The following is a 15,998-nucleotide window of genomic DNA, read 5'->3' as shown; positions in this document are numbered from 1 at the left end:
CAGTTTACTAGCGAAAGCGTAGAAATAAACCTAACATTGAAATTAAAGAACATCAGATTTAGCATGTAAATGAAATTTAGTGGGCAGGACGCCTCGCTGCATCTGAATCTTATGATTTTACTCAAAGGGATGAAAAAAGAATGCAAAATAACGAACCCGCAACCCCAGTCGACTCAAGTCTGGGTTACACATTCCAGAACGATTTTTTGGCACTCACGCAGGCTTTTTCTTTGCCTGAAATAGATTACACCGATATTTCCCAGCGTGAACAGTTGGCGGCGGCTATTAAACGTTGGCCGTTATTAGCTGAGTTTGCCCAACAACAATAAGGAAGCCATTGATGGCTGTACTAGGATTACAGGGCGTCCGTGGTGGGGTGGGTACAACTTCCGTTACCGCGGCGCTGGCGTGGTCATTGCAGGTATTAGGTGAATCGGTACTGGTCATTGATGCCTGTTCCGATAATTTGCTGCGCATGTCATTCAATGTCGACTTTACGCATGCAAACGGCTGGGGACGCGCGCTTCTGGACGATAAAGACTGGCGGGATGCGGGTTTGCGTTATACCTCCCAGCTCGATTTGCTTCCCTTTGGTCAATTGACCGAAACCGAGCGCGGGAATGAAGCCGCGTACCAGCGCCTGTTCTCTCGCTTCATCACCGCATTGCAGAGCCTGAAAGAGAGCGGGCACTATCAGTGGATCCTACTGGACCTGCCGCACGGTGCCGCGTCGCTGACCCGCCAGCTGCTGGCGCAGTGCGACCATGTGCTCTCCATCGCGAACGTAGATGCGAATTGTCATATCCGTCTGCATCAGCAGCCGATGCCTGCCAATGCCCATATTCTGATCAACGATCTGCGCATTGGCAGCCAGATCCAGGACGATCTCTACCAGGTCTGGCTCCAGAGTCAGCGCCGCCTGTTGCCGATGGTGATCCATCGTGACGAAGCGATGGCGGAGTGCCTCGCGTCCAAACAACCTCTCGGGGAGTACCGTAGCGATTCACTGGCGGCGGAAGAGATCCTGACGCTGGCCAACTGGTGTCTGCTGCACTTTGCTAAACGGCCGGAGCCTGCCGGGAGTTCAGTATGAGCCGCCTGACTAACTGGCTGCTCATTCCGCCGGTCAGTTCGCGCTTAAGTGAACGCTACCGCCATTACCGTCATCACGGCGCCTCGTCGCTGAGCGCTGCGCTGGGCTGTTTGTGGATGATTCTGGCGTGGATGTTCATCCCCCTCGAACATCCCCGCTGGCAACGCATTCGTGCGCGCCACGGTGAACTCTATCCGCATATCAACCCTGACAAGCCGCGTCCGCTGGATCCCGCGCGCTACGCTATTCAGTCCATCTGGCTACTAACGACCTCAACGGGCGCGGAGAAAAAAACGTCCCGCTGGCGCAGCTTCGATCGTGTGCAGAACCTGCGTGAACACTACCACCAGTGGCTTGACCGGCTACCTGACCGGGTGGGCGACAAAACGGGTCATTTAGATAACCACAAAGAGCTCGGGCACCTACACCCGGGCTTGCGGCGTTTTATTCTCGGCGTGGTTGTGGTGTTCTCGCTGATTCTTGCGCTGGTCTGTATTACCCAGCCCTTCAACCCGCTGGCGCAGTTCACCTTCCTGATCCTGCTGTGGGGCGTGGCGCTGCTGGTGCGGCGCATACCAGGGCGTTTTTCTGCCCTGATGCTGATTGTGCTATCGCTGACCGTTTCCTGCCGCTACATCTGGTGGCGATATACCTCAACGCTGAACTGGGACGATCCGGTCAGCCTGGTGTGCGGCTTAGTGCTGCTGTTTGCTGAGACTTACGCCTGGATCGTGCTGGTGCTGGGTTACTTCCAGGTTATCTGGCCGCTGAATCGACAGCCGGTGCCGCTGCCAAAAGACACGACCCAGTGGCCTACGGTTGACCTTTTCGTGCCGACCTACAACGAAGATCTGTCGGTGGTAAAAAACACCATTTACGCCGCGCTGGGTATCGACTGGCCGAAGGATAAAATCAAAATCTGGATCCTCGATGACGGTGGCCGTGCCGAGTTCCGCCAGTTCGCGGACGAAGTGGGGGTAGAGTACATCGCCCGTACCACGCATGAACACGCGAAAGCCGGTAACATCAACAATGCGCTGAAATATGCCAAAGGGGAGTTCGTCTCTATTTTCGACTGCGACCACGTGCCAACGCGCTCGTTCCTGCAAATGACCATGGGCTGGTTCCTGAAGGAGAAAGAGCTGGCGATGATGCAGACGCCGCACCACTTCTTCTCGCCGGACCCGTTTGAACGTAACCTCGGCCGTTTTCGTAAAACCCCGAACGAGGGCACGCTGTTCTATGGACTCGTGCAGGACGGGAACGACATGTGGGACGCAACGTTCTTCTGCGGCTCCTGTGCGGTGATCCGCCGGAAACCGCTGGATGAAATTGGCGGGATCGCCGTCGAGACGGTCACGGAAGATGCGCACACCTCGCTGCGTCTGCACCGTCTTGGCTATACCTCCGCCTACATGCGTATTCCTCAGGCTGCGAGGCTGGCGACGGAATCCCTGTCGGCGCACATCGGCCAGCGTATTCGCTGGGCCCGCGGCATGGTGCAAATTTTCAGGCTCGATAACCCGCTGATGGGTAAAGGGCTGAAGCTGGCGCAACGGCTGTGCTACGTCAACGCCATGTTCCACTTCCTGTCCGGTATTCCACGGCTTATCTTCCTCACTGCGCCGCTGGCGTTCCTGCTCCTTCACGCTTACATCATCTATGCGCCTGCGCTGATGATTGCCTTGTTCGTTCTGCCGCACATGATCCACGCCAGCCTGACGAACTCGAAGATTCAGGGGAAATATCGCCACTCCTTCTGGAGTGAAATTTACGAAACGGTGCTGGCCTGGTACATCGCGCCGCCAACCATGGTGGCGCTGATTAACCCGCATAAAGGGAAATTCAACGTCACCGCGAAGGGCGGGCTGGTGGAAGAGGAATATGTCGACTGGGTGATCTCCCGGCCCTATATCTTCCTGGTGCTGCTGAATATTGTGGGCGTGATTGTTGGGATCTGGCGCTACTTCTACGGCCCGGAAAACGAAATTCTGACGGTCTTCGTGAGTATGGCGTGGGTGTTTTATAACCTGATTATCCTCGGTGGCGCGGTGGCGGTATCGGTGGAGAGCAAACAGGTTCGCCGCGCGCATCGCGTCGAAATAAGCATGCCAGCGGCCATTGCCCGCGACGATGGACATCTCTTCTCCTGTACCGTACATGACTTTTCGGATGGCGGTCTGGGTATCAAGATCAACGGTCAGGCGAAGGTGCTGGAGGGGCAGAAGGTCAACCTACTGCTTAAGCGCGGCCAGCAGGAGTATGTCTTCCCGACGCAGGTGGTGCGTGTGAGAGGAAATGAAGTGGGTCTGCAACTGATGCCGCTGACCAAAAAGCAACACATTGATTTTGTGCAGTGTACGTTTGCCCGCGCGGATACGTGGGCTCTCTGGCAGGACAGCTTCCCTGAGGATAAGCCTCTGGAAAGCCTGCTGGATATTCTTAAGCTGGGGTTCCGTGGCTATCGTCACCTTGCAGAATTTGCCCCGTCGTCGGTGAAATTAATTTTCCGGTCACTTACTTCACTGGTTTCCTGGGTCGTGTCGTTCATTCCGCGTCGACCTGAGCGAGATGAAGCGAAGCAGGCGGACCCGGTTATGGCTCAACAATGATGATAACGCGATGAAAACAAAACTTTCCTGGTTATGTGCAGTGGCAATGGGGATGAGTGCGCTCCCTGCAACAGTGGCTAACGCAGCGCCTGATAACGCAGCGGCCACGCCCGCGCCAACGGTGCCTGTCGTCGCGCAAGCGACCGATCCGGTTGTGACGGCCGCGCCGGGGCAGACGGAAAACGTCGTCCCGAATCAGCCGACGACGGGGAATACGCTGCCCGCCGACAACCCGGTGGTTGGGCAGGTCATGCCTGGCGTGCCGGGAGCCAGTGCGCCGGTGGTTGCCGAAAATACGCCGTCGCGTGATGTTAAGCTGACGTTTGCCCAGATCGCGCCTCCTCCGGGCAGCATGGTTCTGCGCGGCATCAACCCAAATGGCGGTATCGAATTCGGTATGCGCAGCGATGAAGTCGTGTCGAAAGCGATGCTCAACCTGGAATACACCCCATCGCCGTCGCTGCTGCCGGTGCAGTCCCAGCTTAAGGTCTATCTGAATGACGAGCTGATGGACGTCCTGCCCGTCACCAAAGAGCAACTGGGTAAGAAAACCCTGGCTCAGGTGCCGATTAATCCGCTGTTTATCACCGACTTTAACCGCGTGCGTCTGGAGTTTGTCGGCCACTACCGCGATGTCTGTGAAAACCCGGCCAGCAGCACCCTGTGGCTGGATGTCGGCCGTAACTCTTCGCTTCAGATGACCTATCAGCCGCTGGCGTTGAAAAACGATCTCTCCGCCTTCCCGGTGCCGTTCTTCGACCCGCGTGATAACCGTCCGCTGAACCTGCCGATGGTCTTTGCCGGCTCTCCCGATGTGACCGAACAGCTGGCGGCCTCTATCGTGGCATCCTGGTTTGGTTCCCGCTCCGGCTGGCGTGGTCAAAGTTTCCCGGTCATGTACGACAAAATGCCGGACAAAAACGCGATCGTGTTTGCCACCAACGCCAAACGTCCAGCTTTCCTGCGTGACCATCCGGAGGTGAAAGCGCCCACCATCGAGATGATCAGCCATCCGGACAATCCGTACGTGAAGCTGTTGGTGATCTTCGGCCGTGATGACAAAGATCTGGTGCAGGCGGCGAAAGGCATTGCGCAGGGGAATATCCTGTTCCGCGGTAACAGCGTTGTGGTGGACGAGGTGAAACCGCTGCTGGCACGTAAGCCTTATGATGCGCCGAACTGGGTACGTACCGACCGGGCCATCACCTTTGGCGAACTGAAAACCTATGAAGAGCAATTGCAGTCAACCGGGCTTGAACCTTCTCCTGTCAGCGTGTCGCTGAACCTGCCGCCGGATCTCTATCTGCTGCGCACCAACGGCATTGATATCAATCTGAACTACCGTTACACCGCGCCGGCGACCAAAGACAGCTCGCGCATGGATATCAGCCTCAACAACCAGTTCCTGCAATCGTTCAGCCTGACCAGCAGCCAGGAGACAAACCGGTTGATGCTTCGTCTGCCTGTATTACAGGGGCTGCTGGATGGCAAAACCGATGTGTCGATCCCGGCGCTGAAGCTCGGTGCGGTGAACCAGCTGCGGTTTAACTTCCAGTATATGAACCCCATGCCGGGAGGATCGGTGGAAAACTGCATTACCTTCCAGCCGGTGCAAAACCACGTGGTGATTGGTGACGACTCCACGATCGACTTCTCGAAGTATTACCACTTTATTGCGATGCCGGATCTGCGTGCCTTTGCTAACGCCAGCTTCCCGTTCAGCCGCATGGCAGACCTCTCTGAATCGATTGTCGTGATGCCAAAAGCGGCCAACGAAGGCCAGGTTACCACGCTGCTGGACACCATGGGCACCGTCGGGGCGCAAACCGGCTTGCCGGCGATCAACGTGACGGTGACGGATGACGGGAGCCAGATCCAGAACAAAGATGCCGATATCATGGTCATCGGCAACATTCCGGACAAGCTGAAAGACGAGAAGCGCGTCGATCTGCTGGTGCAGGCGGCTCAGTCATGGGTTAACACGCCGCTGCGTCAGACCGAGTTCCCGAGCATCATGCCGGACAGCGGCGATCGTCAGGCCAATATCAGGACGACCGTAAGCTCAACGGGTCCGATGGCCGCGATTGTCGGCTTCCAGTCGCCGTATAACGACCAGCGCAGCGTTATCGCCCTGCTGGCGGACAGCCCGCGCGGGTATGAGCTACTCAACACGGCCATGAACGACAGCGGTAAACGGGCGGCAATGTTCGGTTCCGTCTCGGTGATCCGTGAGTCGGGGGTAAACACCCTGCGCGTGGGGGATGTCTACTACGTCGGTCATCTGCCGTGGTTCGAACGCCTGTGGTACGCCCTGTCTAACCACCCGGTGCTGCTGGCCGTGCTGGCTGCGCTCAGCGTTGTACTGCTGGCGTGGGTACTGTGGCGTCTGCTGCGAATCATCAGCCGTCGTCGTCTTAACCCGGACCATGAGTAAGCGGTGATGAAAATCTTTCGCGGGTGTGTAGTCGCAGCGTTGATGCTGGCGGCGGCGAATCTTCACGCCGCCTGTCGCTGGCCTGCCTGGGAGACGTTCAAGCAGGATTATATGAGCGAAAGTGGGCGCGTCATTGATCCCAGTGACGCGCGCAAAATCACCACCTCCGAAGGGCAAAGCTACGGACTGTTCTTTGCCCTCGCGGCAAACGATCGCAAGGCGTTCGATCTGCTGCTGGCATGGACGCGCGATAACCTTGCCGAGGGAGATTTAACCCAACATCTCCCGGCCTGGCTGTGGGGGAAAAAGGACGACGAAACCTGGGCGGTTATCGACCCTAACTCCGCGTCTGATGCCGATATCTGGATTGCCTGGTCGCTGCTGGAAGCCGGGCGGCTGTGGAAAAATCCCGATTACACGCGCACGGGTAAGGCGCTGTTGACGCGCATTGCCAGTGAGGAAGTGGTGAAGGTGCCGGGGCTGGGTTCTATGCTGCTGCCGGGTAAAGTCGGTTTTGCCGAAGAGAGTGTCTGGCGCTTCAACCCCAGCTACCTGCCGCCGCAGCTTGCGAGCTATTTCACCCGTTTTGGCGCGCCGTGGACGACGCTCCGTGAAACCAACCTGCGTCTGCTGCTGGAGACCGCGCCTAAAGGATTTTCCCCGAACTGGGTGAAATACCAGAAAAAGGGCGGCTGGCAGCTGTCGCAGGATGCATCCCTGATCGGCAGCTACGATGCGATTCGCGTCTATCTGTGGGTAGGGATGATGAACGATAACGATCCGCAGAAAGCCCGGCTACTGGCGCGTTTCAAGCCCATGGCGACCACCACAATCAAACAAGGCTTGCCGCCGGAGAAAGTGGACGTCGCGACCGGGAAACGCACCGGAGATGGGCCGGTAGGGTTTTCTGCCTCCCTCCTTCCGTTTTTACAAAACCGGGACGCGCAAGCGGTGCAACGCCAGCACGTCGCCGATCGTTTTCCCGATAACAATGCTTATTACAGCTACGTTCTGACCCTCTTTGGACAAGGGTGGGATCAGCATCGTTTTCGTTTCACCGTGCAAGGTGAATTACTACCGGACTGGGGCCAGGAATGCGCACGTTCACACTGAATCTACTCACCTTATCGCTTGGCCTGGCGCTAATGCCCTTGGCCCAGGCCGCCAACTCCCCGCAGCAGAGACAGCTGCTGGAACAGGTCCGTCTGGGGGAATCCACCCAGCGTGAGGATTTAGTGCGCCAGTCGCTCTATCGCCTTGAGCTGATCGACCCCAACAACCCGGACGTGATTGCCGCGCGCTTCCGCTACCTGTTACGACAGGGCGATACGGCGGGCGCGCAAAAAGAGCTGGATCGCCTGAAAGGAATGGCGCCCGATTCCAGTGCCTATCAGTCCTCCCGTACTACCATGCTGCTCTCCACGCCGGATGGTCGCCAGTCCCTCCAGCAGGCTCGCCTGCTTGCCACCACCGGGCACACCCAGGAAGCCATTGCCGCGTATGACAAACTGTTTGACGGTAAGCCGCCCAGTGGCGACATCGCGACGGAGTACTGGAACGTGGTGGCGAAAGAGCCAGCCCGCCGCAACCTGGCCATTAATCAGCTTAAGAAAATAAACGCCAGCAGTCCGGGCAACGTCCCGCTACAGTCCTCGCTGGCACAGCTTTTGTTCCAGAGCGGACGGCGTGATGAAGGGTTTGCGGTGTTACAGGAGATGGCCAAATCGAATAATGGCCGCAGTCAGGCGTCGGACATGTGGTACCAGCAGATCAAAGATCAGCCGGCCAGCAGCGCCAGCGTTACCGCGCTGCAACAATACCTGAGCGTGTTCAGCGATGGCGATAACGTGACGGCGGCGCGCGCCCAGCTTGAAGCGCAGCAAAAACAGCTCGCCGATCCGGCGTTCCGCGCCAAAGCCGAAGGGTTAGCCGCAGTGGATGCCGGGCAGGGCAGTAAAGCGGTAACGGAGTTGCAAAAAGCAGTCAGCGCCAACCACGCCGACAGTGAAGCCGTAGGCGCGCTGGGGCAGGCCTATTCTCAGAAAGGCGATCGCGCGCGCGCGGTTGCGCAGTTTGAAAAGGCGATCGCCCTCGATCCGCAGAGCGATAACCGGGGCAAATGGGACAGCCTGCTGAAGGTCAACCGATACTGGCTGCTGATCCAGCAGGGGGATAACGCCCTGAAAGCCAACAATACGGCCCAGGCCGAACGCTATTACCAGCAGGCGCGCAATATCGACAATACCGACAGCTACGCGGTTCTGGGCCTCGGTGATGCGGCGGCGGCGCGCAAAGATAACGACGCGGCCGAGCGCTATTACCGCCAGGCGTTGCGGATGGACAGCGGCAACAGCAACGCGGTACGCGGTCTCGCCAATATTTATCGCGCGCAGTCACCACAGAAGGCGACGCAGTTTATTCAGTCGCTCTCTGCCAGCCAGCGCCGCAGCATTGATGATATTGAACGTAGCCTGACGAACGAGCAGTTGTCAGCCCAGGCCGAACAGCTGGAAAGCGAGGGGAAATATGCGCAGGCCGCAGAAATTCAGCGCCGACGCCTTGTGCTTTCCCCGGGCGACGTGTGGATCACCTACCGACTGTCACGCGATCTGTATAGCGCGGGTCAGCGCAGCCAGGCGGATAACCTGATGCGTCAGCTGGCAAGCCAGAAACCGGGCGATCCGGATCAGGTTTACGCCAGCGGGCTGTACCTGTCCGGTAACGATCAGGACCGGGCGGCGCTGGCGCATCTGAACACGCTGCCGCGCGACAAGTGGAACGGCAACATTCAGGCGCTGGCGGACCGCCTGCAAAGTAACCAGGTGCTGGAAACCGCCAACCGCCTGCGCGACAGTGGAAAAGAGCAGGAGGCGGAAACGTTGCTTCGCCAGCAGCCTCCGTCCACCCGTATCGACCTGACGCTGGCGGACTGGGCTGAACAGCGTGGCGATCATGAGGCCGCGAAAACAGCCTACAACACCGTCCTGCAACGCGAACCGCAGAACGAAGACGCGATCCTCGGCCTGACCGAGGTCTATCTTGCCCAGGACAACAAGGACGCGGCGCGCGCGGCGCTGGCGAAACTGCCCGCGGCACAGAACGGCGAACCGCTCTCCATCAATATGCAGCGCCGGCTTGCCATGGCGCAGGCTGGCCTGGGTGATCATGCCGCGGCAGAAAAGACCTTCAACGCCATTCTTCCGCAGGCCAAATCGCAGCCGCCTTCGATGGAAAGTGCGCTGGTGATGCGCGATGCCGCCCGTTTCCAGGCACAAAATGGTCAGCCTAAGCAGGCGCTGGACACCTGGAAAGATGCGATGGTCTCATCGGGCATCACAACGACCCGTCCGACCGATAACGACAGCTTTACGCGGCTCACGCGTAACGATGAGAAAGATGACTGGCTGAAGCGCGGCGTGCGCAGCGATGCAGGCGATCTTTATCGTCAGCAGGATCTGAACGTCACGCTGCAACACGACTACTGGGGCTCCAGCGGCACGGGAGGCTATTCCGACCTGAAAGCGCACACCACCATGCTCCAGGTTGATGCGCCGCTGTCGGATGGACGTATGTTCTTCCGTAGCGATCTGGTCAATATGAACGCCGGTTCCTTTGCCACCGATAACGGAACCTACGATCCGACATGGGGTACCTGTGCCGAAACGCCATGTCACGGCAGCACGAACCAGTCGGCCAACGGCGCCAGCGTGGCCGTCGGCTGGCAGAACAAAACCTGGGCGTGGGATATCGGTACAACGCCGATGGGCTTCGACGTGGTCGATGTGGTGGGTAGCCTGAGCTACAGCAACGATTTAGGGCCGATTGGCTACACCCTGAACGCCCATCGCCGTCCGATTTCCAGCTCGGTGCTGGCCTTCGCCGGGCAAAAAGATCCCAATACCGACACCACCTGGGGCGGCGTGCGTGCCACCGGTGGCGGCGTGAGCATGAGCTACGACAAAGGCGAAGCTAACGGGATCTGGTCAAGCCTGAGTGCCGACAGCCTCACCGGGAAGAATGTCGAAGATAACTGGCGCGTCCGCTGGATGACCGGCTATTACTACAAGCTCATCAATCAGAACAACGAACGCCTGACGGTGGGCGTGTCCAACATGCTCTGGCATTACGATAAGGATTTAAGTGGCTATTCGCTGGGCCAGGGCGGTTACTACAGTCCCCAGGAGTATGTGTCGGGTGAACTGGCGTAAACGCACAGAGAACTGGTCATGGGAGCTGGGCGGCTCCGTCTCCTGGTCTCATTCAAAAACAAAAGATGTGATGCGTTATCCGTTACAGGGGCTGATCCCGGACAATGAGCCAGGCCGTTATACCGATAAAGGTGTAATGGAAACCGGAAGTAGCTCGTCAGGGACGGGTTATACCGCAAGGGCGATTGTTGAACGCCGCGTGACGTCCAACTGGTTTGTCGGACTGGGCGTCGATATTCAGGAAGCAAAAGACTATACCCCGAGCCATGCGCTGCTCTACGTTCGGTATTCTGCCGCGGGCTGGCAAGGTGATATGGACTTACCACCGGAACCGCTGGTGCCTTATGCAGACTGGTGATCGGATTTTTTCTTAATCTAATTGTAAGTCTCTCTTAAAAGTGCAGCTATCGGGTATACTCGGGCGCACCAGGTTTACACCCTGGTGCGCCCTGCGCTTCGAGTTTTGTGGAGAGTCATTTTGCGTGTCAGCCGTTCCTTAACGATCAAACAGATGGCGATGGTGTCTGCCGTCACAATGCTGTTTGTCTTCATCTTCTGCGTCATTTTGCTGTTTCACTCCGTACAGCAGAATCGCTATAACACGGCTTCGCAACTGGAAAGTATTGCCCGCTCGGTGCGGGAACCCCTGTCAGCCTCGATCCTGAAAGGGGATATCCCCGAGGCGGAATCCATCCTGAAGCGCATTCAGCCCGCCGGTATCGTGAGCCGCGCGGATGTCGTGCTGCCGAACCAGTTCCAGGCGCTGCGGATGAGCTTTATCCCGGAGCGTCCCGTCCCGATGATGGTGATGCGCCTGTTTGAACTGCCGGTGCAAATTTCCCTGCCTCTCTATTCCCTGGAAAGACCGGCTAACCCGCAGCCGCTGGCCTACCTGGTGCTACAGGCCGACTCGTACCGCATGTATAAATTCGTCATGAGTTGGGTTGCTACGTTAGTGACTACTTACTTACTTTTGACACTAATGCTGAGCGTGGCGCTGACGTGGTGTATCAACCGGTTAATTGTGCATCCGTTGCGCCGCATAGCCCGGGAGCTGAACGACCTCTCTCCACAGGAGCACATGGGGCATCAGCTTCCCTTGCCGCGCCTGCATCACGACGATGAAATTGGCATGCTGGTCCGGAGTTACAATATCAACCAGCAGCGTGTCCTGCGTCAGCAGGAAGAGCTCAGTAGCAACGCCACCCGTTTTCCGGTATCCGATCTGCCAAACAAAGCGTTTTTAATGGCCTTGCTGGAGCAGACCGTCGCCCGCCAGCAGACCACCGCGCTGATGGTGATTGCCTGCGAAACCTTGCAGGACACGGCGGGCGTGCTGAAAGAGAGCCAGCGCGAGATGCTGTTGCTGACGCTGGTGGAAAAGGTGAAATCCGTTCTGGCGCCGCGCATGGTGCTCACCCAGGTCAGCGGTTATGACCTGGTGGTGATCGCGCACGGTGTTAAAGAGCCGTGGCACGCCATTACGCTAGGTCAGCAAGTACTCACTGTCATTAATGAGCGGCTGCCCATTCAGGGTATCCAGCTTCGCCCGAGCGCCAGCATCGGTATTGCGATGTACTACGGGGGGCTGACCGCCGAGCAGCTTTATCGTCGGGCCTTCTCGGCCGCATTCACCGCGCGCCGGAAAGGCAAAAACCAGATCCAGTTCTTTGATCCGGAGCAGATGGAAAAAGCCCAGCAGCGCCTGACGGAAGAGAGCGACATTCTGACGGCGATGGACAATCGCCAGTTTGCGCTCTGGCTACAGCCGCAGGTCAATTTGCGCACGAGTGAAGTGACCAGCGCCGAAGCGTTGCTGCGTATGCAACAGCCGGACGGCACGTGGGAGCTGCCTGAGGGGATGATCGAACGTATCGAGTCCTGCGGCCTGATGGTCACCGTCGGCTACTGGGTGCTGGAAGAGTCCTGCCGCCAGCTTGCGGCCTGGCAACAACGGGGCATCACGCTGCCGCTGTCGGTGAATCTCTCTGCGCTACAGCTGATGCACCCGACCATGGTGCCGGAGATGCTCGAGTTGATCCACCGCTACCGCATTCAGCCCCACACGTTGATCCTGGAAGTCACCGAGAGCCGTTGTATCGACAATCCTGACGATGCTGTCGCCATTCTGAAACCGCTGCGTAATGCCGGGATCCGCATTGCGCTGGACGATTTTGGTATGGGGTATTCCGGCCTGCGTCAGCTCCAGCACATGAAAACGTTGCCGGTGGACGTCCTGAAAATCGACAAAACCTTTGTGGATGGGCTGCCGGAGGATTGCAGCCTGGTACAGGCCATTATTCAGATGGCGCACAGCCTGAATCTGCACGTAATTGCCGAGGGTATTGAAACCGACGCCCAACGTGAGTGGCTGGCTGCGGCGGGCGTGGAGAGCGGACAGGGCTTCCTGTTTGACCGCGCCGTACCGACGGATATCTTTGAGCAACGCTATCTCGCCGACGCTGGCAATAACGCAAAAGTGTAATTTTGTTGCTGGCTTGTGCGAGCCAGCTCAAAGTTCTTAACATTTGTGTTTCAAATTTGAACCCCGTTTATTTCTGTCCTGTTATGTGGGTGTTATTTTAAAGCCGCAGGTTAACCATAACCTTACAAAGCCTGTAGTTTTTCTTTCCAGGGACACCCTATGAAAACCTCACTCTTCAAAAGTCTTTACTTCCAGGTCCTGACAGCCATCGCCATCGGTATTCTGCTCGGTCACTACTACCCGGAGCTGGGCGCGCAGATGAAACCGCTTGGCGACGCGTTCGTTAAGCTCATCAAAATGATCATCGCGCCGGTCATTTTCTGTACCGTGGTGACCGGTATCGCTGGCATGGAAAGCATGAAGGCGGTCGGGCGTACGGGGGCGGTTGCCCTGCTGTACTTCGAGATTGTCAGTACCATCGCGCTAATTATCGGCCTGATAATTGTCAACGTAGTACAGCCTGGCGCGGGCATGAACGTCGACCCGGCCACGCTGGATGCGAAAGCGGTGGCGGTTTACGCTGAACAGGCGAAAGATCAGGGGATTGTTGCCTTCCTGCTGGACGTGATCCCGAGCAGCGTGATTGGCGCGTTCGCCAGCGGAAATATCCTCCAGGTGCTGCTGTTTGCCGTGCTGTTTGGCTTTGCCCTGCACCGTCTTGGCAGCAAAGGGCAGCTGATTTTTAACGTCATTGAAAGCTTCTCGCAGGTGATCTTCGGCATCATCAACATGATCATGCGTCTGGCCCCGATTGGCGCCTTTGGCGCGATGGCCTTCACCATCGGGAAATATGGCGTCGGCACGCTGGTACAGCTTGGCCAGCTGATCGTCTGTTTCTACATCACCTGTATTCTGTTTGTGGTGGTGGTGCTCGGCTCCATCGCCCGTGCGACCGGCTTCAGCATCTTCAAATTTATCCGTTACATTCGTGAAGAGCTGCTGATTGTCCTCGGCACATCCTCTTCGGAGTCCGCGCTGCCGCGTATGCTCGATAAAATGGAAAAGCTGGGCTGCCGTAAGTCAGTGGTGGGGCTGGTTATTCCTACGGGCTACTCCTTTAACCTGGACGGCACCTCGATATACCTGACGATGGCGGCGGTCTTTATTGCCCAGGCCACTAACAGCCACATGGATATCTTCCATCAGATTACGCTGCTGGTGGTGCTTCTGCTCTCTTCAAAAGGGGCGGCGGGCGTAACGGGCAGCGGATTTATCGTGCTGGCGGCCACCATTTCGGCGGTGGGCCATCTGCCGGTGGCGGGCCTGGCCCTGATCCTCGGTATTGACCGCTTTATGTCTGAAGCCCGTGCGTTAACCAACCTGGTCGGCAATGGCGTGGCGACGATTGTGGTGGCGAAGTGGGTGAAAGAGCTGGATCACAAGAAGCTTAACGATACGCTGAATAACCGCACATCTGAGGACAAAACCCCCGGTTTATCCTCTTAATCCCTCATAAATGCCCGTATTCCCTTGTGGGGATGCGGGCACCTGCGCATAATAACTGTTCATACCTGTCATAATTCGACAAGATTTTTTTTGGGTATATTTCACTTCCGCCCGTGACGTTTAGTCGAACACGCTGTCTAATCGGAAGGTTTTCATCGTCATCTTTGAGTGCTCACGTCGCGAGACACTCTCTTTAACCAGGAATGTTGATCAGGGGTTCACATGCAGGGCACAAAAATTCGACTCTTAACCGGCGGTTTGCTGATGATGGCAGCAGCCAGTTATGTGCAGGCAGATGCGCTCCAGCCAGACCCGGCCTGGCAACAGGGAACACTGGCGAACGGTTTCCAGTGGCAGGTATTATCCACTCCGCAACGTCCGAGCGATCGCATTGAAATCCGTCTTTCTGTGAATACCGGCTCCCTCACTGAAAGCACCCAGCAGACCGGCTTAAGCCACTTTATTCCTCGACTGGCGCTCACCCAGAGCGGCAGTTTGCAGGCGGTTCAGGTGCGTTCTTTATGGCAACAGGCCATCGATCCGAAACGCCCGCTGCCCCCGGCTGTGGTCTCCTATGACTACACCATGTTTAACCTGAGCCTGCCCAACAACCGTAACGATCTGCTTAAAGAAGCACTGACCTATCTTTCGGATGCCACCGGCAAACTGGCGATTACGCCTGAGACCGTTAACTATGCGTTGAGCAACAGCGACATGGTGGCGACCTGGCCGACGGATACCAAAGAAGGCTGGTGGCGCTACCGCCTGAAAGGGTCAACGCTGCTTGGCCACGACCCGGCAGAGCCGCTGAAACAGCCGGTTGATGCCGCGCAGGTGAAATCTTTCTACCAGCAGTGGTACACCCCGGATGCCATGACCCTGATTGTGGTGGGCAACGTGGACAGCCGTGCGGTGATAGAACAGATCAACAAAGCATTTGGCGATCTGAAAGGGAAGCGTGAAACGCCCGCCCCTGTTCCTACCTTGTCCCCGCTGCGTCCTGAGACGGTCAGCATCATGACGGATACCGTGCGTCAGGATCGTCTTTCAATGATGTGGGATACGGCCTGGCAGCCGATCCGCGAGTCTTCTGCGCTGTTGCGTTACTGGCGTGCGGATCTCGCGCGTGAAGCGCTGTTCTGGCACGTTCAGCAGACGCTCAGCAAGAACAACGTGAAAGATATTGGCCTGGGCTTTGACTGCCGAGTGCTGTTCCAGCGCGCCCAGTGCGCCATTAACGTGGAATCGCCGGGCGATAAGCTGAATGCCAATCTCGGCGTGGTGGCGAAAGAGCTGGCTAAAGTGCGGAAAGAGGGCCTGTCTGAAGAGGAGTTTAACGCGCTGGTGGCGCAGAAATCCCTCGAATTGCAGAAACTGTTCGCCACCTATGCCCGCGCCGATACCGATATCTTAATCAGCCAGCGCATTCGCTCCTTGCAGAATCAGGTGGTGGATATCGCGCCGGAGCAGTATCAGAAACTGCGTCAGGACTTCCTGAACGGTCTGACCGTGGAGATGCTGAATCAGGATCTGCGTCAGCAGCTGTCGCAGGATATGGCGTTGATTCTGTTGCAGCCGAAAGGTGAGCCGGAATATGACATGAAAGAGTTGAAGGCCACCTGGAGCGCCATCATGGCGACGCCGCCGCAGCCAGCGCAAACGGCAGCCGATGATTTACACCAGGATGCGAGCGATATTCCGCAGGGCCAGTAAGCTCTGC

General features: G+C 57.4%; 8 protein-coding genes and 1 pseudogene. All 9 read left to right on the top strand.

The window, feature by feature from the left end; all coding sequences use genetic code 11:
* Positions 1–140 precede the first annotated feature (140 nt).
* The 9 genes and pseudogenes from bcsR to AC4OVU_RS21165 all read left to right on the top strand — a co-directional run bounded on the left by bcsR (position 141) and on the right by AC4OVU_RS21165 (position 15,991).
* Entirely contained in the window at positions 141–329 is a 189-nt protein-coding gene (gene bcsR, locus AC4OVU_RS21205) for a cellulose biosynthesis protein BcsR (RefSeq protein ID WP_003861175.1), read from the top strand.
* An 11-nt stretch (positions 330–340) separates the two neighbouring features.
* Entirely contained in the window at positions 341–1,093 is a 753-nt protein-coding gene (gene bcsQ / locus AC4OVU_RS21200) for a cellulose biosynthesis protein BcsQ (protein WP_003861177.1), read from the top strand.
* The gene (gene bcsA / locus AC4OVU_RS21195) at positions 1,090–3,705 is read left to right on the top strand and encodes a UDP-forming cellulose synthase catalytic subunit (RefSeq protein WP_110292654.1); all 2,616 of its coding nucleotides are present in this window, start codon (positions 1,090–1,092) and stop codon (positions 3,703–3,705) included. The genes bcsQ and bcsA overlap by 4 nt, the downstream gene beginning before the upstream one ends.
* Positions 3,706–3,715: 10 nt before the next feature.
* Entirely contained in the window at positions 3,716–6,139 is a 2,424-nt protein-coding gene (gene bcsB / locus AC4OVU_RS21190; RefSeq protein WP_491928782.1) for a cellulose biosynthesis cyclic di-GMP-binding regulatory protein BcsB, read from the top strand.
* A gap of 6 nt (positions 6,140–6,145) precedes the next feature.
* The gene (gene bcsZ / locus AC4OVU_RS21185; protein WP_017384189.1) at positions 6,146–7,252 is read left to right on the top strand and encodes a cellulose synthase complex periplasmic endoglucanase BcsZ; all 1,107 of its coding nucleotides are present in this window, start codon (positions 6,146–6,148) and stop codon (positions 7,250–7,252) included.
* Positions 7,234–10,705 (top strand): annotated as a pseudogene (gene bcsC / locus AC4OVU_RS21180) (cellulose synthase complex outer membrane protein BcsC). Before bcsZ ends, bcsC begins: the two are co-directional and overlap by 19 nt.
* Before the next feature lie 120 nt (positions 10,706–10,825).
* Complete coding sequence (gene hmsP / locus AC4OVU_RS21175) at positions 10,826–12,832, top strand: biofilm formation regulator HmsP (RefSeq protein WP_110292652.1); 2,007 nt, start codon at positions 10,826–10,828, stop codon at positions 12,830–12,832.
* A gap of 159 nt (positions 12,833–12,991) precedes the next feature.
* Positions 12,992–14,278 carry a C4-dicarboxylate transporter DctC gene (dctA, locus tag AC4OVU_RS21170; protein WP_015571524.1) on the top strand — a complete coding sequence of 429 codons (1,287 nt, stop codon included), beginning with the start codon at positions 12,992–12,994 and terminating at the stop codon, positions 14,276–14,278.
* Between the two features lie 222 nt (positions 14,279–14,500).
* Entirely contained in the window at positions 14,501–15,991 is a 1,491-nt protein-coding gene (locus tag AC4OVU_RS21165; protein ID WP_023295577.1) for a M16 family metallopeptidase, read from the top strand.
* Positions 15,992–15,998 lie beyond the last annotated feature (7 nt).

Source organism: Enterobacter sp. 6722112 (genome assembly GCF_058661685.1).
This window is presented reverse-complemented; position numbering and strand designations above follow the sequence as displayed.